The 20,938-nt window shown below is 69.4% G+C and carries 22 protein-coding genes; 9 read left to right on the forward strand and 13 right to left on the reverse strand.

The genetic code is table 11. The features are described from left to right. Positions 1-18 precede the first annotated feature (18 nt). On the reverse strand, positions 19-1,206 hold the full coding sequence (locus ACTJI1_RS09240) for an MFS transporter (RefSeq protein ID WP_440742395.1): 1,188 nt from the start codon (positions 1,204-1,206) through the stop codon (positions 19-21). Positions 1,207-1,255: 49 nt separating this feature from the next. On the opposite strand from ACTJI1_RS09240, the gene ACTJI1_RS09245 reads away from it, so the two are divergent. Further along, positions 1,256-1,558, forward strand: coding sequence for an ArsR/SmtB family transcription factor (locus tag ACTJI1_RS09245; protein ID WP_440742396.1), 303 nt, complete (start codon positions 1,256-1,258; stop codon positions 1,556-1,558). A gap of 5 nt (positions 1,559-1,563) precedes the next feature. On the opposite strand, the gene ACTJI1_RS09250 is transcribed toward ACTJI1_RS09245, so the two are convergent. The 11 genes from ACTJI1_RS09250 to ACTJI1_RS09300 all read right to left on the reverse strand — a co-directional run bounded on the left by ACTJI1_RS09250 (position 1,564) and on the right by ACTJI1_RS09300 (position 13,120). Then, positions 1,564-1,836, reverse strand: coding sequence for a PTS sugar transporter subunit IIB (locus ACTJI1_RS09250; protein WP_440742397.1), 273 nt, complete (start codon positions 1,834-1,836; stop codon positions 1,564-1,566). Continuing rightward, positions 1,833-2,294, reverse strand: a complete 462-nt coding sequence (locus ACTJI1_RS09255) for a PTS sugar transporter subunit IIA (RefSeq protein WP_310134582.1) — start codon at positions 2,292-2,294, stop codon at positions 1,833-1,835. Before ACTJI1_RS09255 ends, ACTJI1_RS09250 begins: the two co-directional genes overlap by 4 nt. 24 nt (positions 2,295-2,318) lie before the next feature. Then, positions 2,319-3,437 carry an adenosine deaminase gene (locus ACTJI1_RS09260; RefSeq protein ID WP_440742398.1) on the reverse strand — a complete coding sequence of 373 codons (1,119 nt, stop codon included), beginning with the start codon at positions 3,435-3,437 and terminating at the stop codon, positions 2,319-2,321. 10 nt (positions 3,438-3,447) lie between these two features. Next, positions 3,448-4,755 carry a thymidine phosphorylase gene (locus ACTJI1_RS09265; protein WP_310134580.1) on the reverse strand — a complete coding sequence of 436 codons (1,308 nt, stop codon included), beginning with the start codon at positions 4,753-4,755 and terminating at the stop codon, positions 3,448-3,450. Between the two features lie 14 nt (positions 4,756-4,769). Continuing rightward, positions 4,770-5,189, reverse strand: a complete 420-nt coding sequence (locus tag ACTJI1_RS09270) for a cytidine deaminase (RefSeq protein ID WP_310135083.1) — start codon at positions 5,187-5,189, stop codon at positions 4,770-4,772. 23 nt (positions 5,190-5,212) lie between these two features. Next, positions 5,213-6,502 carry an ABC transporter permease gene (locus ACTJI1_RS09275; RefSeq protein ID WP_310134579.1) on the reverse strand — a complete coding sequence of 430 codons (1,290 nt, stop codon included), beginning with the start codon at positions 6,500-6,502 and terminating at the stop codon, positions 5,213-5,215. Continuing rightward, positions 6,499-7,785, reverse strand: a complete 1,287-nt coding sequence (locus ACTJI1_RS09280) for an ABC transporter permease (RefSeq protein WP_440742399.1) — start codon at positions 7,783-7,785, stop codon at positions 6,499-6,501. The genes ACTJI1_RS09275 and ACTJI1_RS09280 overlap by 4 nt, the downstream gene beginning before the upstream one ends. After that, complete coding sequence (locus ACTJI1_RS09285; RefSeq protein WP_440742400.1) at positions 7,782-9,302, reverse strand: ABC transporter ATP-binding protein; 1,521 nt, start codon at positions 9,300-9,302, stop codon at positions 7,782-7,784. The genes ACTJI1_RS09280 and ACTJI1_RS09285 overlap by 4 nt, the downstream gene beginning before the upstream one ends. Positions 9,303-9,534: 232 nt before the next feature. Further along, the gene (locus ACTJI1_RS09290) at positions 9,535-10,617 is read right to left on the reverse strand and encodes a BMP family lipoprotein (protein WP_310134574.1); all 1,083 of its coding nucleotides are present in this window, start codon (positions 10,615-10,617) and stop codon (positions 9,535-9,537) included. A 179-nt stretch (positions 10,618-10,796) separates the two neighbouring features. Beyond that, positions 10,797-11,930, reverse strand: coding sequence for a magnesium and cobalt transport protein CorA (locus ACTJI1_RS09295; protein ID WP_440742401.1), 1,134 nt, complete (start codon positions 11,928-11,930; stop codon positions 10,797-10,799). A gap of 53 nt (positions 11,931-11,983) precedes the next feature. Next, positions 11,984-13,120 carry a glycosyltransferase family 4 protein gene (locus tag ACTJI1_RS09300; protein WP_310134572.1) on the reverse strand — a complete coding sequence of 379 codons (1,137 nt, stop codon included), beginning with the start codon at positions 13,118-13,120 and terminating at the stop codon, positions 11,984-11,986. 74 nt (positions 13,121-13,194) lie between these two features. On the opposite strand from ACTJI1_RS09300, the gene ACTJI1_RS09305 reads away from it, so the two are divergent. Then, positions 13,195-14,334 carry a mannose-1-phosphate guanylyltransferase gene (locus ACTJI1_RS09305; protein WP_310134570.1) on the forward strand — a complete coding sequence of 380 codons (1,140 nt, stop codon included), beginning with the start codon at positions 13,195-13,197 and terminating at the stop codon, positions 14,332-14,334. A gap of 9 nt (positions 14,335-14,343) precedes the next feature. Here the strand turns inward: ACTJI1_RS09305 and ACTJI1_RS09310 are convergent, their stop codons facing one another. Then, positions 14,344-14,568: a hypothetical protein gene (locus ACTJI1_RS09310; protein WP_310134566.1), complete on the reverse strand. Its 225-nt coding sequence runs from the start codon at positions 14,566-14,568 to the stop codon at positions 14,344-14,346. 188 nt (positions 14,569-14,756) lie between these two features. Between ACTJI1_RS09310 and sdhC the strand changes: the two genes are divergently transcribed. The 7 genes from sdhC to ACTJI1_RS09345 all read left to right on the forward strand — a co-directional run bounded on the left by sdhC (position 14,757) and on the right by ACTJI1_RS09345 (position 20,905). Then, positions 14,757-15,149, forward strand: coding sequence for a succinate dehydrogenase, cytochrome b556 subunit (gene sdhC / locus ACTJI1_RS09315; protein ID WP_396427128.1), 393 nt, complete (start codon positions 14,757-14,759; stop codon positions 15,147-15,149). A 1-nt stretch (position 15,150) separates the two neighbouring features. Then, the gene (locus ACTJI1_RS09320) at positions 15,151-15,594 is read left to right on the forward strand and encodes a succinate dehydrogenase hydrophobic membrane anchor subunit (protein ID WP_310134563.1); all 444 of its coding nucleotides are present in this window, start codon (positions 15,151-15,153) and stop codon (positions 15,592-15,594) included. Between the two features lie 46 nt (positions 15,595-15,640). Next, on the forward strand, positions 15,641-17,443 hold the full coding sequence (gene sdhA / locus ACTJI1_RS09325; protein ID WP_310134561.1) for a succinate dehydrogenase flavoprotein subunit: 1,803 nt from the start codon (positions 15,641-15,643) through the stop codon (positions 17,441-17,443). Then, positions 17,443-18,204, forward strand: coding sequence for a succinate dehydrogenase iron-sulfur subunit (locus ACTJI1_RS09330; protein ID WP_310134558.1), 762 nt, complete (start codon positions 17,443-17,445; stop codon positions 18,202-18,204). The genes sdhA and ACTJI1_RS09330 overlap by 1 nt, the downstream gene beginning before the upstream one ends. Positions 18,205-18,337: 133 nt before the next feature. Next, positions 18,338-18,718, forward strand: a complete 381-nt coding sequence (locus ACTJI1_RS09335; RefSeq protein ID WP_440742402.1) for a hypothetical protein — start codon at positions 18,338-18,340, stop codon at positions 18,716-18,718. 87 nt (positions 18,719-18,805) lie between these two features. Further along, complete coding sequence (locus tag ACTJI1_RS09340; RefSeq protein ID WP_440742403.1) at positions 18,806-20,059, forward strand: YihY/virulence factor BrkB family protein; 1,254 nt, start codon at positions 18,806-18,808, stop codon at positions 20,057-20,059. A gap of 9 nt (positions 20,060-20,068) precedes the next feature. Beyond that, complete coding sequence (locus ACTJI1_RS09345) at positions 20,069-20,905, forward strand: exodeoxyribonuclease III (protein ID WP_440742404.1); 837 nt, start codon at positions 20,069-20,071, stop codon at positions 20,903-20,905. The last annotated feature ends 33 nt before the right edge of the window (positions 20,906-20,938 follow it).

Here is a 20,938-nt window from a genome sequence, read left to right on the forward strand (position 1 = left end):
CCCGCTGGGCGGCTCCCGTCAGGCGGTGACGGCTCGCGGCGCGCGCGCCAGGTAGCCGAGCAGGAACGCGGCGAGGGCTGCGACGGTGACGACCGCACCGGCCAGCGGCACCGCCACCGGACCGCCCGCCGCCAGCGCCAGCGTGCCGATCGGCGGGGCGATGGCGATCCCGACGTACATCGCGGTGGAGTACCACGAGAGGGCGAGCGCCGCGTTCTCCGGCTCCACGTGCACCAGCCGGTGCTGCACCGGGATGGCGATGGCGAACGCCGCGACGCCCCAGAGCGCGAAGACCACGACCGACGCGACGAACGACGCCTCCGTCGCCGCGAGCACGACCAGGGTGACCGCCTGCGCGGCGAGCGCGAACGTCGCCACCGCCCTGCTCCCGAACCGGTCGGTGAGCGGGCCGGCCACCGCGTTGCCCGCGACACCGGCGACGCCGTAGGCCAGCAGCAGGACCGCGAGCAGGGTCCCCGATCCGCCGGTGGAGGCGTGGGTCACCGCCGCCGAGAAGATGTAGACGATGTTGAAGCCCGCGATCATCAGCAGCGTGGTGGCGAGAGGGGCGACGATCCGCAGGTCGGCGAGCGGCGCGAGCCGCCGCCCCAGCGAGACCGCCGGCGGGACCGGCACCCCGTGCACCAGCAGCGGGATGGCGACCACGAGCACCGCGGCGAGCGCCACGATGCACCACAGGGCGAACCGCCAGCCGGCGAGTCCACCGAGCGCGGTTCCGAGCGGCGACCCGACCGCGGTCGCGAGAGTGAACCCCGCGCCCACGATCGCCAGCGCCTGCCCGCGCTTGCCCGGCCGGGCGAGCGACGCGGCGGCGGCGGTCGCCGTCGGCACGAGCGCGGCCCCGCCGAGGCCGGAGAACGTGCGGCCCGCGATGAACACGGTGAGGTTCGGGGCGAGCGCGGAGACGGCGGTGCCGAGGGCGAAGACCCCGAGGCCCGCGGCCATGAGGCCGGCGCGGGGAACCCGCGGCAGCAGGATGGAGACCGCCGGGGCGGCGACGGCCACGACGAGGCTGTACGTGGTGATGGACCAGCTGACCTGGGTAGGGGTCGCCCCCAGCCCGGTGGCGACGCGGGGCAGCAGCCCGGCGATCACGAAGGCGTTCGTGCCGACCACGAACAGCGCGAGTGCGAGCACCAGCAGCGCGGGGAGCGTCCTGCGGTACGATTGTTCGACGGATGTCATACCGTTAAGGTACGACTATTGTTCGATGATTGTCAAACAATTGGTGCGCATGACCGACTACCCCACCCCCGACATGTCCGAGGTCCAGCTCGTGGATGTGCTGCGCGCGGTCGGCGACCCCATCCGGCTGCAGATCGTGCGCGTGCTCGCCGACGGGCGCCCGCATCCGAAGACTCTCACGGAGTGGGGCGTCGACGTGCAGAAGTCGACCATGGCGCACCACTTCAAGGCGCTCCGCGAGGCCGGCGTCACGCGCACCATCGTGTCCGGCCGCACGCACGAGATCCAGCTGCGGCGCGACGAGCTCGACGCCCGGTTCCCCGGGCTCGTGGAGGCGCTGCTGCGAGGCTGACGACCTCAGCCGAGGGCTTCGTCGAGCTTCTGCTCGAGCTCCTCGAGGTCGAAGTAGTTGTTCACGACGATCACGTCCGCGTTGGTGCGGCCGATGCGATCCACCAGCTCGGGAGACGTGAGCACGACCTGGGCGTTCGCCGCCGCCTCCGTGATGTTGGCGGCGTCCGACGCGGTCACCTCGGCGTCGATGCCCAGCCGGTCGAGGACGCGCTCCGCGTTGACCTTCAGGATGCCCGACGTCCCGACGCCGACGCCGCAGATGGCGACGATCTTCACCGCGCCGTCTCCTCCTCGGTCAGCGTGAGGATGCGCTGCACCTCCGCGACATCGGTGGCCGCCGCGAGCGCCGGGATGGCCTCCGGGTCGTTGAAGACGTTGGCCAGCTCGGCCACGCTCGTCACGTGCGCCTCCGGCGTGGAGACGGCGAGACCGAGCACGACGGAGACGGGGTCGTTGTGGGGGTGACCGAAGACCACCGGCTCGTCCAGCGTGACGACGGACAGGCCGTCCGCGTTCACGTCGGGCCCCGGACGGGCGTGCGCGAGCGCGAGCCCCGGAGCGATCACGATGTACGCGCCGAACTCCTCGATCACCTGGATCATGCGCTGCCCGTACCCCTGCTCCGTGGCCCCGGAGCGCGCCAGCGCCTCCCCCGCCAGCTCGACCGCCTGGCGCCAGTCGACGGCGTGCGCGCCGACGGTGATGGCGGAATCAGGCAGCGGTGGCAGTGACATGAGTTCAGCGTAACGCCCGGTGGGTCAGGAACCCTCGAAACCTGCTGTGATGATCTCGGCCAGCTCTTCGCGCTCCTCGAGCGGCAGGAACGCGCCCGCGGCGGCGTTCAGCTGGAAGATCTCGAGGTCGGTCCGGTCGTACGCGAAGGCGTCCGCCAGCAGGCTCAGCTCGCGCGTGAGGGTCGTGCCGCTCATGAGCCGGTTGTCGGTGTTCACGGTGACCCGGAAGCCCAGCTGGTAGAGCAGGTCGAACGGGTGGTCGAGGATGTCGTCCCCCCAGGCCGCGATGGCGCCCGTCTGCAGGTTGGAGGTCGGGCTCGTCTCGAGCGCGATCTCGCGGTCCTTGACCCACTGCGACAGGGAGCCCAGCGTGACGTAGGTGTTCTCGTCGTCCTGGCGCTCGATCGTGATGTCCTCGGCCAGGCGGACGCCGTGGCCCAGGCGCAGGGCACGGCCGTCGAGGAGCGCGCTGCGGATGCTGTCCAGGCCGTCGGCCTCCCCCGCGTGCACGGTGGCCGGGAAGAACTCCGAGGCGAGGTAGTCGAACGCCGCGCGGTGGTTCGACGCCGGGAAACCGGCCTCGGGGCCGGCGATGTCGAAGCCGACGACGCCGCGGTCGCGGTGGCGGACGGCGAGCTCGGCGATCTCCAGGCCGCGGTCATTGTGACGCATTGCGGTCACCAGCTGGCCGACGCGGATGCGCCCACCGGCGCTGCGCACATCCTGGATGCCCTGCTCGATGCCCTCCTGCACGGCCTCCACCGTCTCGTCGAGCGAGAGCCCGCGCGTGAGGTGCTGCTCGGGGGCCCAGCGGATCTCGCCGTAGACGACGCCGTCCTCGCCGAGGTCCTGGACGAACTCGCGGGCGACGCGGCTCAGACCCTCACGGGTCTGCATGACCGCGGTCGTCAGGTCGAACGTCTTCAGGTACTCCACCAGCGAGCCGGAGTTCGACTTCTCGCCGAACCAGCGGCCCAGCTCCGCGGGGTCCTGCGCCGGGAGCTCGACGCCGGCCTGGTCGGCCAGCTCCAGCACGGTCGCCGGGCGGAGCCCGCCGTCGAGGTGGTCGTGGAGGGAGACCTTCGGAAGCGGACGGATCTCCGTGCCGTCGGCCAGCTCGTACTCGTTCCAGGCGTCGCTCATGGGATTCAGCCTAGGCGATGCGGTCGGCGATCAGCGGGCCGCGCTCGAAAGGGGTCCCTGCGGGCGCGATGCGGTACGCGCCCTGCAGCGCCTCCAGCGCGCGCTCGAAGCGGGCGGGCTCGTCGGCGGACAGCGTGAACAGCGGCTGGCCGGCGCGGACCTCGTCCCCCGGCTTCGCGTGCAGGTCGATGCCCGCGGCGTGCTGCACCGGGTCCTGCTTGCGGGCGCGGCCGGCGCCGAGGCGCCAGGCGGCGATGCCGAACGGCAGCGCCTGCTGCTCGACCAGCACGCCGTCGCTGTCGGCGACCACGGTGTGGGTCTCCTTGGCCACCGGGAGGGCCGCGTCGGGGTCGCCGCCCTGCGCGCGGATGACCTCGCGCCACTTGTCCATCGCGCGGCCGTCCTTCAGCGCCGCCTCGACGTCCTCGTCCGGGCGCCCGGCCAGCGTCAGCATCTCGCGGGCGAGGGCGACCGTCAGCTCGACGATGTCGGCGGGGCCGCCGCCGGCGAGCACCTCGACGGACTCACGGACCTCGTTCGCGTTGCCGATCGCGAGGCCGAGCGGCACGTTCATATCGGTCAGCAGCGCGGACGTCGCGACCCCGGCATCCCGGCCCAGCTCCACCATGGTGCGGGCGAGTTCGCGCGAGCGCTCGATGTCCTTGAGGAACGCTCCGGAGCCGAACTTCACGTCGAGCACCAGCGCACCGGTCCCCTCGGCGATCTTCTTGGACATGATCGAAGAGGCGATCAGCGGGATGGCCTCGACCGTCCCGGTGATGTCGCGCAGCGCGTACAGCTTGCCGTCCGCCGGGGCGAGACCCGAACCGGCGGCGCAGATGACGCCGCCCTCGTTGCGCAGCTGGGCGAACATCTCCTCGTTGCTGAGGTTGGCGCGCCAGCCGGGGATGCTCTCCAGCTTGTCCAGCGTCCCGCCGGTGTGGCCGAGGCCGCGGCCGGAGAGCTGCGGAACGGCCACCCCGAAGGTCGCGACCAGCGGCATCAGGGGCAGCGTGATCTTGTCGCCGACGCCTCCCGTGGAGTGCTTGTCCGCGGTCGGCTTGCCGAGCCCGGAGAAGTCCATCCGCTCGCCCGAGGCGATCATCGCGAGCGTGAGGTCCTTGATCTCGCGGCGCGTCATCCCGTTGAGGAAGATGGCCATCGTCATCGCCGACATCTGCTCGTCGCCGACGTACCCGCGGGTGTACGCATCCACGAGCCAGTCGATCTCGGCGGTGCTGAGCTCGCCGCGGTCGCGCTTGGTCCTGATCAGGTCGACGGCGTCGAACGCCTCGACCTCTCCTGCAAGATCGGTCACGAAGGTGTTCCTGTTCAGTCGTTCTCGTGCTCGGCCGCGTAGGCGGCGAGCTGGCGCGGCCCGAACGCGTCGGGCAGCACCTGGTCGATGGTGCGGATGCCGGAGACCGTCTCCAGCAGCATCCCCTCGGCCGAGTGCTCGTACAGCAGCTGGCGGCAGCGGCCGCACGGCATCAGGATGTCGCCGTCGCCGTTGACGCAGGTGAAGGCGACGAGGTGGCCGCCCCCGGTCATCGCGAGCGACGAGACCAGTCCGCACTCGGCGCACAGCGTCACGCCGTAGCTGGCGTTCTCGACGTTGCAGCCGCTGACGATCCGGCCGTCGTCGACGAGGGCCGCCGCACCGACCGGGAACTTCGAGTACGGGACGTACGCGTGGTGCATCGCCTCGGTCGCGGCGACGCGCAGCGCCTCCCAGTCGATCGCGTCGCTCATGCCTGCGGTTCCACCCCTGTCGCTCATGACTTGATGTACGGCTTGCCGTCGGCGGCGGGCGCCCGCGAGAGCCCGACCAGGCCGGCCACCGCGAAGATCGTCACGACGTACGGGAGCATGAGCATGAACTCGCTGGGCACCGGCGAGCCGATGATGCCGAGCACGTTCTGCAGGTTGGAGGCGAAGCCGAACAGCAGCGCCGCGAGGGTCGCCCGGATCGGGTCCCAGCGTCCGAAGATCACGGCCGCGAGGGCGATGAAGCCCTGACCGGCGGTCATCTCCTTCGAGAAGGCGCCGACCGATCCCAGCGTGAAGTACGCGCCGCCGAGCCCGGCGACGGCACCCGCGAGGGAGACGTTCCAGAACCGGGTGCTGTTGACGTTGATGCCCACGGTGTCCGCGGCCTCCGGGTGCTCGCCGACCGAGCGGAGGCGGAGGCCCCAGCGGGTCTTGAACAGCCCGAACCAGACCGCGAAGATCGCGATGTACATCAGGTACTCGATGATCGTCTGGCGGAACAGCACCGGGCCGATGATCGGGATGTCGCCGAGCACCGGGATGGGCCACTCCGGCAGGCGCGGCGGGTGGTTGAGCAGCTGCGGGTCGCCCGCGAGCACGGTGGAGTAGAGGAAGCTGGTGAGGCCGGTGACCAGCACGTTCAGCACGACGCCGACGATCACCTGGTCGACCAGGTACTTGATCGAGAACGCCGCGAGCACGAACGACACCAGCACACCGGCGATGAGCGCGGCGAGGAGGCCGACGACCCAGCTGCCGGTGAGCGTCGCGGTCATCGCGGAGACGAACGCTCCGGCGAGCAACTGGCCCTCGATGGCGACGTTCACCACACCGCCACGCTCGGAGATCACGCCGCCCAGGGCGCCGAACACGAGGGGCACGGAGAGGCTGATCGTGCCCAGCAGGAGCCCGGTGACGGGAACCGGCAGCTCGCCCGACCCCGCCCAGGCGAGGAAGGCGAACATGAACAGCGCGGCGAAGACGATGACCAGCCAGATCGGCGTCTTGCGGGCGCGGTACGAGTAGTACGCGCTGAGCGCCGTCAGCACGATCAGGAGGATGGTGACGATGGTCGTCGTGACGAAGGTGTCGACGGTGAGGTTCGCCAGCTTGATCGCGTCGGAGGTCTCCGAGAAGCGGAACGTGCTCTCTCCGTGCCGGGCGAAGCCGAAGAACAGCACGATGCTGATCACAACGAAGACGGCGAGGGCGATCGGGGCCTTCCAGGACCGGATCTCCGCCTTCTCGAGGACGATCGGCGACGAGTCGGGGACGACGGGGGCGGTGGTGGTCACTTGGCCTCCACCTCCTTCGTGACGATGGGACCCGGTCTCCGGGGCGCGCTCCCCGGCTCGGGCAGACGGAAGATCACGCGCACCAGCGGCGGCGCCGCGACGAAGAGGACGATGAGCGACTGCAGGATCAGCACGATGTCGATCGGGATGTCGTTGGCCGCCTGGATGGTGTAGCCGCCGGCCTTCAGGGCTCCGAAGAGCAGGCCGGCGATGAAGACGCCCCACGGCCGCGAGCGGCCGAGCAGCGCGACGGTGATCGCGTCGAAGCCGATGCCCGCATCCACACCGGAGCTGATGCCCGCCGGGAACACGCCCAGCGCCTGGCTGGCGCCCGCGAGGCCGACCAGGCCACCGGCGATGAGCATCGCGTAGACGTAGATGTTCTTGACGTTGATGCCCGCGACGCGTGCTGCGTTCGGGTTCTCGCCGACCGCGCGGAAGCGGAAGCCGAGGCCGGACCGGTTGATCAGCCACCACACGAACACCGTCGCGGCGATCACCAGGATGAAGGCCCAGGTGAGGTTGTACTGCTCGCCGAACAGCGGCGGGAACACCGCGTTCGGGTGCACGGCCGGCGCCTTCGGGTTGTTGGAGCCCGGCGCCTGCAGCAGCCCCTGCGTGCGCAGCATGTAGGCGATCAGATAGAAGGCGATGTAGTTGAGCATGATCGTGACGATCACCTCGTGCGCGCCGGTCCTCGCCTTCAGGAGGCCGACGATGCCGGCCCAGATCGCGCCGCCGACGATGCCGGCCACGATCGCCAGCACCAGGTGCACGACGGGGGGCAGGTCGAACGAGAAGCCCACCCAGGCGGAGGCCGCGGCGGCGATCAGGATCTGCCCCTGGCCGCCGATGTTGAACAGGCCCACGCGGAACGCCAGCGCGACGCCGAGGCCGCTGACGATCAGCGGGGTGGCGAACGTGAGCGTGTCGGTGAGCGGCCGGATGCCCGCGGAGAACGTCGGCCGGCGGAAGTTGTAGATCGCGCCCTGGAACATCGACACGTAGGCGTCGGACACCGAGGTCCAGATCGCCGAGAACGTGTCCCCGGGCCGCGCGAAGAAGTACCCGGCGGCCTTCTGGACGTCCGGGTCGGTGACCGCGATCAGCACGGCTCCGACGACCAGCGCCAGCACGACGGCCAGCACCGAGATGATCACCGGCCCGCTCATGATGTCGCGGACCGCCCTGCTCCAGCGCGAGGGCTCCTCGCCCCGGCCGGACGCGGGGGCCGGGGCTCCCGGCTCGACGGGCTGGGCCGGCGCGGTGTCGGTCCCGGTCATGCTGCTGCTCCTGCCTGCTCCGGCGACTCGCCGGCCATCATCAGGCCGAGGACGTCACGCGACGTGTCCCCCGGCACGATTCCTACGATCCCCCCGCGGTACATCACGGCGATCCGGTCGGCGAGGGCCGCGACCTCGTCGAGCTCGGTCGACACCACGATCACCGGGACGCCGGCGTCGCGGGTCTCGACGATGCGCTTGTGCACGAACTCGATCGATCCGACATCCAGACCGCGTGTCGGCTGCGCCGCGACGAACAGGCGCAGTTCGCGGCTGAGCTCACGGGCGAGCACCACCTTCTGCGCGTTGCCGCCGGAGAGCCGGCCGACCTTCGTGTCGATGGACTGGGTGCGCACGTCGAACTCGCGCACTTTCTCCTCGGCGAAGTCCTTCAGGTACGAGAACTGGATGTTGCCGCCCTTGACGAACGGATCCCCGGTCGACCGGTCGAGCATCAGGTTCTCCTGGATGCTGAACTCGCCGACCAGCCCGTCCTCGTTGCGGTCCTCCGGCACGAACCCGACGCCGGCGTCGAGCACCTTGCGCACGCTGTGACCCTGGATGGGCGTGCCGTCGAGGAGGATCTCGCCCTGCACGCGCGGCTGGAGGCCGATGATCGCCTCCGTCAGCTCGGTCTGCCCGTTGCCCTGGACGCCCGCGATGGCGAGGATCTCGCCGGCGCGCACCTCGAAGCTGACGTTGTTGACGACCAGCTGGCCGATCGGGTCGATCACCGAGAGATTCTTCACGACGAGTGCGGGGTCGCCGGGGGTGGCGACCTCCTTCTCGACCGTGAGCGAGACGGCGCGGCCGACCATCATCGAGGCGAGCTCGACGTTGGTCGCGGTCGGCTCGGCCTCGCCGATCACCTTGCCGAGGCGGATGACCGTGATGCGGTCGGCGACCTCACGCACCTCGCGGAGCTTGTGGGTGATGAAGATGATCGCGGTGCCCTGCTCCTTGAGCTGGCGCATGATCGCCATCAGCTCGTCGGTCTCCTGCGGGGTCAGCACAGCGGTCGGCTCGTCGAAGACGAGCACCTTGGCGTCCTGCGAGAGCGCCTTGATGATCTCGACGCGCTGCTGGACGCCGACCGGAAGGTCCTCCACCAGGGCGTCCGGGTCGACGTCGAAGCCGAACCGGGCGGAGATCTCGCGCACCTTCGCGCGGGCCGCGTTCAGGTCGAGGCGGCCGCCGAACTTCGTCTGCTCGTGGCCGAGCATGACGTTCTCCGCGACCGTGAAGACGGGGATGAGCATGAAGTGCTGGTGCACCATGCCGATGCCGGCCTTCATCGCGTCACCCGGACCCGCGAACCGCTGGACGACGTCGTCGAGCAGGATCTCGCCCTCGTCGGCCTGGTAGAAGCCGTAGAGCACGTTCATCAGGGTGGACTTGCCTGCGCCGTTCTCACCGAGCAGGCAGTGGATCTCGCCGGGTTCGACCGTGAGGTCGATGTGGTCGTTGGCGACCAGGGCACCGAACCGTTTGGTGATGCCGCGGAGTTCGAGCTTCATTCGGGTGGGTTCCTTCTCTTACTCGCCCGTGGGGAGCGCAGCGCCTTGTGGAGCACAGAGCCGTGTTACGGAGAGGGGCACGCGGAACGGCTGGTGGCCTCGTCGCGCCTCCTCACCCTACCTTTCTGCACATATGTCAGTGTGTGCTCAGATGAGCATCCCGGACAAGTGCGGAACGCAACGGGGAGGCCAGCCGTGGCTGACCTCCCCGTCGATGCGTTCTGGTCGCTGATTACTGCTTCGGCGACGAGGGCGACGTGACCTTGATCGAGCCGTCGATGATGCCGGCCTTGATCTTGTCGAGCTCGCCCTGCAGACCCGAGTCCACCTTCGACTCGAAGTCATGGAACGGCGCGATGCCGACGCCGTCGTTCTTCAGCGTGCCCACGTACGGGGTCGCGTCGAACTTGCCCTTGGCGGCCTGCGTGACGACGTCGTTGGTCGCCGGCTTCATGCCCTTCATGACCGAGGTGAGGAGCAGGTCCTTCACGGTCGGGTCGGACTCGTAGACGTCGGCGTCGACACCGATCATCGCGATCGGCTTGCCGGAGTCCTTGATCGCCTGAGCGGCCGACTGGTAGATCGGGCCGCCGACCGGCATGATGACGTCGGCGTTCTGGTCGATGATGCCCTGAGCCGTGTTCTTCGCGGTCTCGTTGGCGTCGAAGCCACCGGTGAAGGAGCCGTTCTGCTTGTCGACGTCCCAGCCGACGACCTTGACGGACTTGCCCTTCTGGTCGTTGAAGTACTTCACACCGTCGGCGAAGCCGTCCATGAAGATGGTGACCGTGGGGATCTGCATGCCGCCGAAGGTGCCGACGATGCCGGTCTTCGAGTAGCTGGCGGCGGCGTAGCCGGCCAGGAACGCGGCCTGGGCCGTGTCGAAGATGATCGGCTTGACGTTCTTCGCCTGGATCTCGTTGTCGTCGATGATCGCGAAGTCGACGTCCGGGTTCGCCTTCGCGGCCTTCTCCGTCGCGTCCTTGAGAAGGAAGCCGACCGTCACGACGAGGTTGCAGTTCGCGTTGACCATGCTGTCGATGTTCGGAGCGAAGTCGTTCTCGCTCTTCGACTCGGCCGACTTGTACTTCACGTTCAGCGACTTCGCGGCCTGCTGCAGACCCTCGTAGCCGAGCTGGTTGAACGAGTGGTCGTCGAATCCGCCGGAGTCGGAGACCATGCAGGGCTGGAAGTCGCTCTTCGCGGCGCCGCCGGACGAGCTGTCCGACGGGGCAGCCGAGCACGCGGCGAGCAGCGACATGACGCCGATCGCCGCCAGGCCGACGAGGCCGGCCTTACGGGCTGTGATTGTCAAGGTGATTCCTCCAAGATGCGTAGCCGCGCGGGTAATCGCAGGCTTCTGCGGTTCACGTTACCGAATGTGACGAACCACTCCGTTCGAAAATCCGGCTTCTTCATGCAAGCGTTACAAACGCTCACCCGGTTGGCACGTGCTCATTCGAGCGGGCTGTCACCCGTTCGGGAGGGGCCGGTTCAGAGCCAGCCCCGCCGCTTGAAGATCGAGTACAGCAGTCCGCTGAGGCCGACCATCGCGAGCACCGCGAGAGGGTAGCCCAGCGGCCACTCCAGCTCCGGCATGTGCGTGAAGTTCATGCCGTAGATGCTCGCGATCAGGGTCGGGGCGAACAGGATCGCCGCCCACGACGAGATCTTCTTGACCTCCTCGCCCTGCCGGTGGCTCGAGTGGGCCAGCCGGGTCATCTCCTCGTTCTGCCGCTCCGACACCAGCGTGGAGTTCACGGTGAGGATGTCGCGCAGCAGATAGCGGAACCCGTCCACCCGCTCGTTGACCTGGGTGAGGTGGTCGGCCACATCGCGGAGGCGCCGCTCCAGCTCCTGCGTCACCCCGTACTTCGCCGACCCGCGCTCGAGCGCGAGCATGACGGCCGAGAGGGGATGCGTCGCCCGCTGGAAGTCGATGACCTCGCGCGACAGCTCGTAGATGCGCCGCGACACCAGGGCGTCGCCGCCGAACACCTGCGTCTCGATCTCGTCGATGTCGTTGGCGAGACCGGCGACGACCGGGCTGTACGCATCCACGACGGCGTCGATGATCGCGTACAGGATGGCCTGCGGGCCGAGGGCGAGCAGCTCGGGCTCCCCCTCCATCCGCTGCCGCACGTGCGAGAGGTCGGGCGACTCGCTGTGCCGGACGGTGATGACGAAGTTGCGTCCGACGAAGAGGTGCAGCTCGCCGAAGTCGACCTCCTCGGGCGCGTCCAGGTAGTTGGCCGCCTTCAGCACGACGAAGAGCACGGTGTCGTACCGTTCCAGCTTCGGCCGCTGGTGGGCGACGATGGCGTCCTCGATCGCCAGCGGGTGCAGGTTGAACTCCTCCGACAGCGAGAGCAGCTCCTGCTCGCTCGGCCGGTAGAGGCCGATCCAGGCGACGCCGCCGGGGGTGCGGTCGAGCGCCGTGTAGGTCTCGGCGAGGGTGGTCGGCGAGGCGACCCGCACGCCGTCGGCGTAGATCGCGCTGTCGACCATGCTGCGCCGGCCGGGCGCGAGGTCGGTCTGCTGCCGCGCGACCGAGGCGGATGGAGGCTCGGCCCGGCGGGTCCTGGTCACGAAGGGCATGGGGATGCCGCGTCGATTCATGTTGGCCATCGGTCACCTCCGAGGGTCGCGAGAGTGCAAGGCGGGCGGCCCGCTGGGGCCACCTAACTGTACGCTCCCACCCCGCTGACGGCACTCAGGATGACGCGCTCGTAGTGACCGGTGAGCTCGCGGCAGATCACGTCCCAGCTGCGGCCGAGCACGGCCCGGCGTCCGGCTTCGCCCATCCGGCGGCGCAGCGCTCCGTCGTGGACGAGCATCGACACCGCCGCGCGGAGCGCCCGGTCGTCCGACGGCGGGAAGAGCAGCCCGTCGACACCGTGCTCGACGAGGTCGATCGGGCCGCCCGCCCGCGGGGCGACCACCGGGAGCCCGGAGGCGTGCGCCTCCTGCACCGTCTGACCGAAGGTCTCCTCGGAGCCCGTGTGCACGAACACGTCGAAGGCCGCGTAGGCCGCGGCGAGGTCGTCGCCGCCCAGCCGGCCGAGCCAGTGCACGTTGACGCCGCGCAGCTCGCGCGCGACCGCATCCCGCGACGGGCCGTCGCCGACGATGGCGACCGAGACGCCGCCGATCCCGCGCAGGGCCCGCAGCCGCTCCACCTGCTTCTCGGGGGCGATGCGGCCGACGTAGCCGACGACCGTCTCGCCGTCCGGCGACAGGCGCTCCCGGAGCGCGGCCGCCGCGGGCGTCCTCCTCTTATTGGGGTGGTAGCGCTCGAGGTCGACGCCGCGCCCCCAGCGGCCCACCCGGCTGACCCCGGCCGTGCGGAGGTCGTACTCGCTCGCCGCGGACGGAGCGAGCGTCAGGTCGGCGCCCTCGTGCACCCAGCGCACGTACTTCCACGCGATCGCCGAGGTGACCCCGAGGCCGTTGCGCCGGGCGAAGCCCGCGACGTCGGTCTGGTAGATCGCGACGGACGGGACGCCGAGCCGGTTGGCCGCGGCGATCGCCTGCGCGCCGAGGAAGAAGGGGGACGCCGCGTGCAGCACGTCCGGCCCGAACCCCGAGAGGATGCGCTGCACCTGCGGGCTCGGCAGCCCCACCGGGAACTGGCGGTAGGCGATCGACGGCACCTGGTGGATGCGGAAGCCGGCGTACTCGGCCGGGGCGCCCGCATCCGGGCAGATCACGATCGCCTCGTGACCCTCGGCCGCGAGGTGGTCCAGCACCCGCAGCACACTCGTCGTGACCCCGTTCACCGTGGGGAGGAAGCTCTCGCTGACCACCGCGACCCGCATGGCCTCACGCTAGGGTCGGCCGGTGTCGCGACTGTGAACGGCCGGTGTCCGGCACCGCTCGGTATCCTTTCGGCATGACGCAGCAGCGCAGGATCACCCAGGGGCCTCCCATCGACCGCTTCTACAGCGTGATCCCGGCCGGAGGCATCGGCTCCCGGCTGTGGCCGCTGTCGCGCGCGGACGCGCCCAAGTTCCTCCACGATCTGACCGGTTCCGGCCAGACGCTGCTCCGCGACACCTGGGACCGGCTGGCGCCGCTCTCCGGGGAGCAGCGCATCATGGTCGTCACCGGGCGCGCGCACCGGCTGGCCGTCGAGCGCCAGCTCCCCGACCTCGCCGACCCGAACGTCGTGCTGGAGTCGGAGCCGCGGGACTCGACCGCCGCGATCGGCCTGGCGGCCGCCATCCTGGAACGCCGGGAGCCCGGTGTGATCATCGGCTCGTTCGCCGCGGACCATGTCATCAAGAACCTGCCGCTGTTCCAGTCGGCCGTGCGCGAGGCCGCGGCCGCCGCGGAGGCCGGCTACATCACGACCATCGGCATCCGGCCGACGGAGCCCGCGGTCGGCTTCGGCTACATCCACTACGGCGACCGGCTGGAGATCGACGGCGCACCCAGCGCCCTGGCGGTGGACTCCTTCAAGGAGAAGCCGGACCTGGAGACCGCCGAGCGGTACCTCGCGAACGGCTCCTACCTCTGGAACGCCAGCATGTTCATCTCGCGCGCCGACCGGCTGCTCGAGGAGATCGGCCGCAACAAGCCGCAGCTCCACGCCGGGCTCCTCGAGCTCGCCGAGGCGTGGGACGACCCCGCCACCCGCGGGCCGGCGGTCGACCGCATCTGGCCGGGCCTGGAGAAGATCGCGATCGACTACACCGTCGCGGAGCCCGCCGCCGCGGCCGGCCGGCTCGCCGTCATCCCCGGCTACTTCGACTGGGACGACGTGGGCGACTTCGCCTCGCTCGCCAAGCTCAACTCCGGCGGCCGCAAGTCGGACCTCGCCATCCTCGGCGAGAACGCCCGCGTTCTCGCGGACTCGTCGAGCGGCATCGTGGTCAGCCAGAGCGGCCGGGTCATCAGCCTGATCGGGGTGAAGGACATCGTGGTCGTCGACACGCCCGACGCCCTGCTCGTCACCACGAGCGAGAACGCTCAGCGCGTGAAGTCGGTGGTGGATGCGCTGAAGATCACCGGGTCCACCGACGTGCTGTAGACCGGTCGGTCAGTCGACGACCGACGGGCCGTTCTGGATCTCCTGGACCAGCCGCGAGATCTCCTCCTGCGGCAGCTCGATGCCCGTCTCCGACAGCCGCTGCTTCAGCAGCCGCTCGCTGTCCTCCGACCCGCGCAGCTGCATGTCGGCGCGCACCTGCTCGACGATGCCCGCCACCTTCGACTGGTCGCTCGCATCGGTGGCGCCCTGCATGATCGGTTCGTCCTGGCTCATGGGGTGGACGGTACGCCCGGAGCCTCCCGGCGTACAGGCCGGGTTATCTCGACATCGAGATAACTGAGGTCACCCTAAGAGGCGTCCGATGCGCACGCGGCATAGACTTGCGCTGCGCTCACCGCGCCCCGATGAAGCGAATCGCAACCAGGGAGGGTTGTCCCGTGTCAGACCAAGCGACAGGGACGCTGCAGCCGGCCAAGACCCGGCCCGGCGGCACACTGTACCGAGGCCGCGAGGGGATGTGGTCGTGGGTCCTCCACCGCATCACCGGTGTGGCCATCTTCTTCTTCCTTCTCGTCCACATCCTGGACACGTCGCTCATCCGCGTGAGCCCCGAGGCCTACAACGCGGTGATCGGCACCTACAAGAACCCGATCATGGGATTCGGCGAGATGGCGCTCGTCGCGGCGATCATCTTCCACGCCTTCAACGGCATCCGGATCATCCTGATCGACTTCTGGAGCAAGGGCGTCAAGTACCAGAAGGTCATGTTCTGGATCGTCCTCGCCCTGTGGGTCATCCTGATGGCCGGCTTCGTGCCGACGCAGCTCATCCACATCTTCTCGGAGGTGAACTGACGTGACGACCATCGAGGCGCCGCGCACCCCCGCCGCCCGTTCCTCCCGTGGCAAGAACTGGGAGAAGTGGGGCTGGATCTACATGCGGTTCTCCGGCCTGATCCTGGTGGTCCTGATCTTCGGCCACCTGCTCATCAACCTGGTGCTGGGCGACGGCGTGAAGCAGATCGACTTCGCCTTCGTGGCCGGCAAGTACGCCACCCCGTTCTGGCAGGTCTGGGACCTGCTGATGCTGTGGCTCGCGCTCATCCACGGCGGCAACGGCATGCGGACGCTCGTCAACGACTACGCGTACAACCGCGTCGTCAACCGCATCCTCAAGTGGGCCATCCTGGCCGCGGTGGTGGTGCTGATCGTGCTCGGCACGCTCGTGATCTTCACCTTCGACCCCTGCCCCGCCGGCGCTGCGGCCTCCGACCTGCCGTCGTTCTGCCCGGCGCGCTGAACGAGCCCACGATCCTGACCCAGCGACGAATCGACACGGAAACCCTGTGACATCAGAAGCCATTGAATCCACCGTCATCGACGGCGTCCACTACCACGAGTTCGACATCGTCATCGTCGGCGCCGGCGGCGCCGGGATGCGCGCGGCGATCGAGGCGGGCCCCCACGCCCGCACGGCCGTGATCTCGAAGCTCTACCCCACCCGCTCGCACACGGGCGCGGCGCAGGGCGGCATGGCCGCGGCGCTCGCGAACGTCGAGGAGGACAGCTGGGAGTGGCACACCTTCGACACGGTGAAGGGCGGCGACTACCTGGTCGACCAGGACGCGGCGGAGATCCTCGCCAAGGAGGCCATCGACGCGGTCATCGACCTCGAGAACATGGGCCTGCCGTTCAACCGCACACCCGAGGGCAAGATCGACCAGCGCCGCTTCGGCGGCCACACCCGCGACCACGGCAAGGCGCCGGTCCGCCGGGCCTGTTACGCCGCCGACCGCACCGGCCACATGATCCTGCAGACGCTGTTCCAGAACTGCGTGAAGCTCGGCATCAACTTCTTCAACGAGTTCTACGTGCTCGACGTGATCATGAACGAGGTGGACGGGGTCCCCCAGCCCGCCGGCGTCGTCGCCTACGAGCTGTCCACCGGCGAGCTGCACGTCTTTCACTCGAAGGCGATCATCTTCGCGACCGGCGGCTTCGGCAAGATCTTCAAGACCACCTCCAACGCCCACACGCTGACCGGCGACGGCGTCGGCATCATCTGGCGCAAGGGGCTGCCGCTGGAGGACATGGAGTTCTTCCAGTTCCACCCGACCGGCCTGGCCGGCCTGGGCATCCTCCTCACCGAGGGCGCCCGCGGCGAGGGCGCCATCCTCCGCAACGCGTCCGGCGAGCGGTTCATGGAGCGCTACGCCCCGACCATCAAAGACCTCGCGCCGCGCGACATCGTCGCCCGGTGCATGGTGCAGGAGGTCGCGGAGGGCCGCGGCGCCGGACCGCACAAGGACTACGTGCTGCTCGACTGCACGCACCTGGGCGCCGAGGTGCTCGAGACCAAGCTCCCCGACATCACGGAGTTCGCCCGCACCTACCTCGGCGTCGACCCCGTGGTCGAGCCGGTCCCGGTGATGCCCACCGCGCACTACGCCATGGGCGGCATCCCGACCAACACGGCCGCTGAGGTGCTGCGCGACAACACGACGGTCGTCCCCGGCCTCTACGCCGCCGGCGAGTGCGCCTGCGTCTCCGTGCACGGCTCCAACCGCCTGGGCACGAACTCGCTGCTCGACATCAACGTCTTCGGCAAGCGCGCGGGCAACAACGCGGTCGAGTACGTCAAGACCGCCGAGTTCGTCCCGCTGCCGGAGGACCCGGCCGGCGCGGTCCGCAGCATGATCGGCGACCTCCGCGGCTCCACCGGGACCGAGCGCATCGCCGCCATCCGCAAGGAGCTGCAGGACGAGATGGACCGGAACGCCCAGGTGTTCCGCACCGACGAGTCCCTCGCCAAGGTCACCGAGACCATCCACCAGCTGCGCGAGCGCTACCGCAACGTGCAGGTGCAGGACAAGGGCAAGCGCTACAACACCGACCTGCTGGAGGCCGTCGAGCTCGGCTTCCTGCTCGACCTCGCCGAGGTCGTCGTCTACTCCGCGCGCAACCGCAAGGAGTCCCGCGGCGGCCACATGCGCGACGACTTCCCGAAGCGCGACGACGAGAACTACATGAAGCACACGATGGCCTACCTCACCGGCGACCCGCACTCGTCCGATGCGGCAGACCACATCACGCTCGACTGGAAGCCGGTCGTGGTGACCCGCTACCAGCCGATGGAGAGGAAGTACTGATGTCGAACGCCGTGCTCGAGACTCCCCCGGCCCCCGAGGCCCCGGTCGAGTCGTTCACCGTGACGCTCATTATCCGCCGTTTCGACCCGGATGTGGACAGCGAGCCGCGCTGGCAGGACTTCGACGTCGAGCTGTTCCCGACCGACCGCATCCTCGACGCCCTGCACAAGATCAAGTGGGAGCAGGACGGCTCGCTCACCTTCCGCCGCTCGTGCGCCCACGGCATCTGCGGATCCGACGCCATGCGCATCAACGGCCGCAACCGCCTCGCCTGCAAGACGCTGATCAAGGACCTCGACATCTCGAAGCCGATCTACGTCGAGGCGATCAAGGGCCTGCCGCTCGAGAAGGACCTCATCGTCGACATGGAGCCGTTCTTCGAGTCGTACCGCGAGGTGCAGCCGTTCCTCGTCGCCAACTCCAAGCCCGAGAAGGGCAAGGAGCGCGTCCAGTCGGTCGCCGACCGCGCCCGCTTCGACGACACCACCAAGTGCATCCTGTGCGCCGCGTGCACCTCGTCGTGCCCGGTGTTCTGGACCGACGGCCAGTACTTCGGCCCGGCCGCGATCGTCAACGCGCACCGCTTCATCTTCGACTCGCGCGACGACAACTCGCAGGTGCGCCTCGACATCCTCAACGACAAGGAGGGCGTGTGGCGCTGCCGCACGACCTTCAACTGCACCGACGCGTGCCCCCGCGGCATCCAGGTCACGCAGGCGATCGCCGAGGTGAAGCAGGCCATCATGCGCGGCAAGCGCTGATCGCCCCGACCTCCAGATAGAGAGCCCTGAGCGCATGCGCGCTCAGGGCTCTCGTCATAGAAGTCGGAGTGGCATCGTCTTTCACAGTGACACCGCGAGGAGAGCCTCGCCGCCTCACCTAAGGAAGACCGCCATGCCCTCAGCCCATGACTTCGTCCTGACCACGGACCACGAGACCGGACGTCGTGTCATCGCGTCCGCCCTCGAAGGTCAAGGATTCACCGTCTCGCAGACTCCGACGGGAGGATTTCTGGCTAGACGCGGCAGCACGGCGATGACCGTTCTGCTGGGTGGATGGGCGGGAGACCGGTTCCAGGTGTCGTTCGTGGTCGATTTCTTCGTGGATGGTGAGAACCGGATGGTCGCTCGCCTCAACCGCGACATGACGTCCGGCGCGCTCAAGGGCGGCGCCATCGGAGCGGCAAAGGTGAACTCGGCCTTCCAGGAGACCGCGAACGCACTCCACGCAGTCCTGCACGGTAACGCCATGCTCCTCGCGAGCCAACCGCGGTGACTCGGGGCCAATCGCCCGAGGTACGCGGCACTCGCGGTTCGTCGCGCTGCATCTCCGAGGGGCGCGGCCGCTCGCTATCCTGACGGCGTGGCCAAGAAGTCCCGAGGCGAGCCCTCCCCGCCGGACCCGGAGCTTCAGCGCGCCGCGGGGAACGTGGAGGCGGGCGCCGACGAGTCGCTGAAGGAACGCCTGGTGGAGCGCGCGGATCCGCTGGTCCGCCGGTTCGAGCGTCCCGTCGCCCGGGTCTCGGGGTGGGCCAAGTGGGTGAAGGCGCTGCGACCGTACCGCGTGTACATCAACTACTCGTACTCGGACGGCAACCTGCGCGCCGCCGGGATCGGCTACCAGTCGCTGTTCGCCGTGTTCGCCGCCGTCTGGGTCGGCTTCTCGGTCGCGAGCTACTGGCTCTCCGGCAACGAGGCGGTGTTCGACGCCCTCATCGCCCTGATCAACCGCGCGGTGCCCGGCCTCATCGAGACCAGCGCCACCGTCGGGGTGATCCCGCAGGAGCAGCTGCGCAACGCGTCCTCCTTCGGCTGGACGGGCGTCATCGCCGCCATCGGACTGATCTGGACCGCGATCGGCTGGCTCTACTACACGCGGCAGGCGGTGCGCGCGGTGTTCCGGCTGAGCCGCGACACCACCAGTTACGTGCTCCAGAAGGTGCGCGACCTGGGCCTGGCGCTGGTCTTCGGCGTCCTGTTCTTCATCTCCGCGCTGCTCACCATCGTGAGCACGCAGGCGCTGACACTCCTCCTCGACCTGACCGGGCTCTCGTCCGACTCGTTCTGGACCAACGCCGTCGCCCGTTTCTCGGGTCTCGTCGTGTCGGTCGCGCTCAACATCGTGACCCTGGGGGCGATGTTCCGGGTCATGTCGCGCGTCGCCATCCCGTGGCGCAACCTGTTCTTCGGCGCCTTGCTCGGCGCGCTCGTGCTCGCCGGGCTGAGCGCCCTCGGCGGCCTGCTGCTCCGCGGCGCCTACAGGAACCCGCTGCTGGCGACCTTCGCCGTCTTCATCGGTCTGCTGCTCTGGTTCAACCTCATCTCGCGCGTGATCCTGTTGTCGGCCTCGTGGATCGCGATCGGGATGTTCGACCGCGGTCTCTCGCCGCGCGCCGTCACACCGGAGCAGGCCGCGGCGGAGCGCGCCGCCGCCGAGCACGAGGCACGCGTGCTCGTCGCCCGGTCGGAGCTGGCGCAGGCGCAGGACGAGCTGGCGACGGTGAGCTGGTACGCGCGCCTCCCGGCGCAGCGCCGTGTCGCGCGGGCGGAGCAGCGGCTCGACGACCTCCTCGACGGCGACCCGCTCGGCCGATCCGGTGTCGCCGGCCCCCGGTAGGCTGGAGGCATGCCCACGAGCCCCCTGCGCATCGCGACGATCAACGCCAACGGCATCCGTGCCGCGTTCCGCAAGGGCATGGGATCGTGGCTCGAGGGGCGCGACGTCGACATCCTCGCGATCCAGGAGGTGCGGGCGTCGACGGAGGACCTGCAGGGCCTCCTCGGCGAGGAGTGGGATGTCGTCCACGACCCCGCGACGGCCAAGGGCCGCGCGGGCGTCGCGATCGCCAGCCGGCACCGCGCGTCCATCCACCGGGTGGAGCTCGGGCCGACCGACTTCGACAGCGCCGGGCGCTGGCTCGAGGCCGACTACGAGGTCGACGGCACGGTGGTCACCGTCGTGAGCGCCTACGTGCACTCCGGCGAGGCCGGCACCGAGAAGCAGACCGAGAAGTACCGCTTCCTCGACGCGATGGAGGCCCGGCTGCCCGAGCTGCAGAAGCACAACGAGCTCGCGGTCGTCATGGGCGACCTCAACGTCGGTCACCGCACGCTCGACATCCGCAACTGGAAGGGCAACGTCAAGCGCGCCGGCTTCCTGCCGGAGGAGCGCGCCTACTTCGACCGCTTCCTGGGCGCCGAGGGCGAGGCCGGGTACAACGACGGCGCCGGGCTCGGCTGGGTCGACGTCGTCCGCAGGCATGCGGGCGAGGTCGAGGGGCCGTACACGTGGTGGTCGTGGCGCGGCAAAGCGTTCGACAACGATTCGGGCTGGCGCATCGACTACCAGCTCGCCACCCCCGCCCTCGCGGCACGAGTGAAGGACGTCGCGGTGGACCGCGCGGCCGCCTACGACGAGCGATGGTCCGACCACACCCCCGTGGTCGTCGACTACGCGCTCTGACGGCATCCCGCATCCACCCCTCACACTCTCGAA

Source organism: Leifsonia sp. 22587 (assembly GCF_052044215.1).
In the GTDB taxonomy this organism is placed as follows: Bacteria; Actinomycetota; Actinomycetes; order Actinomycetales; family Microbacteriaceae; genus Leifsonia; species Leifsonia shinshuensis_C.

What these genes read in the sequence shown, in the direction of transcription:
- ACTJI1_RS09240 (WP_440742395.1), bottom strand. Translation starts at nt 1,206, where the DNA reads ATGACATCCGTCGAACAATCGTACCGCAGGACGCTCCCCGCGCTGCTG.
- ACTJI1_RS09255 (WP_310134582.1), bottom strand. Translation starts at nt 2,294, where the DNA reads ATGTCACTGCCACCGCTGCCTGATTCCGCCATCACCGTCGGCGCGCAC.
- ACTJI1_RS09335 (WP_440742402.1), top strand. Translation starts at nt 18,338, where the DNA reads ATGCCCTCAGCCCATGACTTCGTCCTGACCACGGACCACGAGACCGGA.
- ACTJI1_RS09260 (WP_440742398.1), bottom strand. Translation starts at nt 3,437, where the DNA reads ATGAGCGACGCCTGGAACGAGTACGAGCTGGCCGACGGCACGGAGATC.
- ACTJI1_RS09345 (WP_440742404.1), top strand. Translation starts at nt 20,069, where the DNA reads ATGCCCACGAGCCCCCTGCGCATCGCGACGATCAACGCCAACGGCATC.
- ACTJI1_RS09305 (WP_310134570.1), top strand. Translation starts at nt 13,195, where the DNA reads ATGACGCAGCAGCGCAGGATCACCCAGGGGCCTCCCATCGACCGCTTC.
- ACTJI1_RS09245 (WP_440742396.1), top strand. Translation starts at nt 1,256, where the DNA reads ATGACCGACTACCCCACCCCCGACATGTCCGAGGTCCAGCTCGTGGAT.
- ACTJI1_RS09295 (WP_440742401.1), bottom strand. Translation starts at nt 11,930, where the DNA reads ATGGCCAACATGAATCGACGCGGCATCCCCATGCCCTTCGTGACCAGG.
- ACTJI1_RS09285 (WP_440742400.1), bottom strand. Translation starts at nt 9,302, where the DNA reads ATGAAGCTCGAACTCCGCGGCATCACCAAACGGTTCGGTGCCCTGGTC.
- ACTJI1_RS09280 (WP_440742399.1), bottom strand. Translation starts at nt 7,785, where the DNA reads ATGACCGGGACCGACACCGCGCCGGCCCAGCCCGTCGAGCCGGGAGCC.
- ACTJI1_RS09330 (WP_310134558.1), top strand. Translation starts at nt 17,443, where the DNA reads ATGTCGAACGCCGTGCTCGAGACTCCCCCGGCCCCCGAGGCCCCGGTC.
- ACTJI1_RS09310 (WP_310134566.1), bottom strand. Translation starts at nt 14,568, where the DNA reads ATGAGCCAGGACGAACCGATCATGCAGGGCGCCACCGATGCGAGCGAC.
- ACTJI1_RS09270 (WP_310135083.1), bottom strand. Translation starts at nt 5,189, where the DNA reads ATGAGCGACGCGATCGACTGGGAGGCGCTGCGCGTCGCCGCGACCGAG.
- ACTJI1_RS09300 (WP_310134572.1), bottom strand. Translation starts at nt 13,120, where the DNA reads ATGCGGGTCGCGGTGGTCAGCGAGAGCTTCCTCCCCACGGTGAACGGG.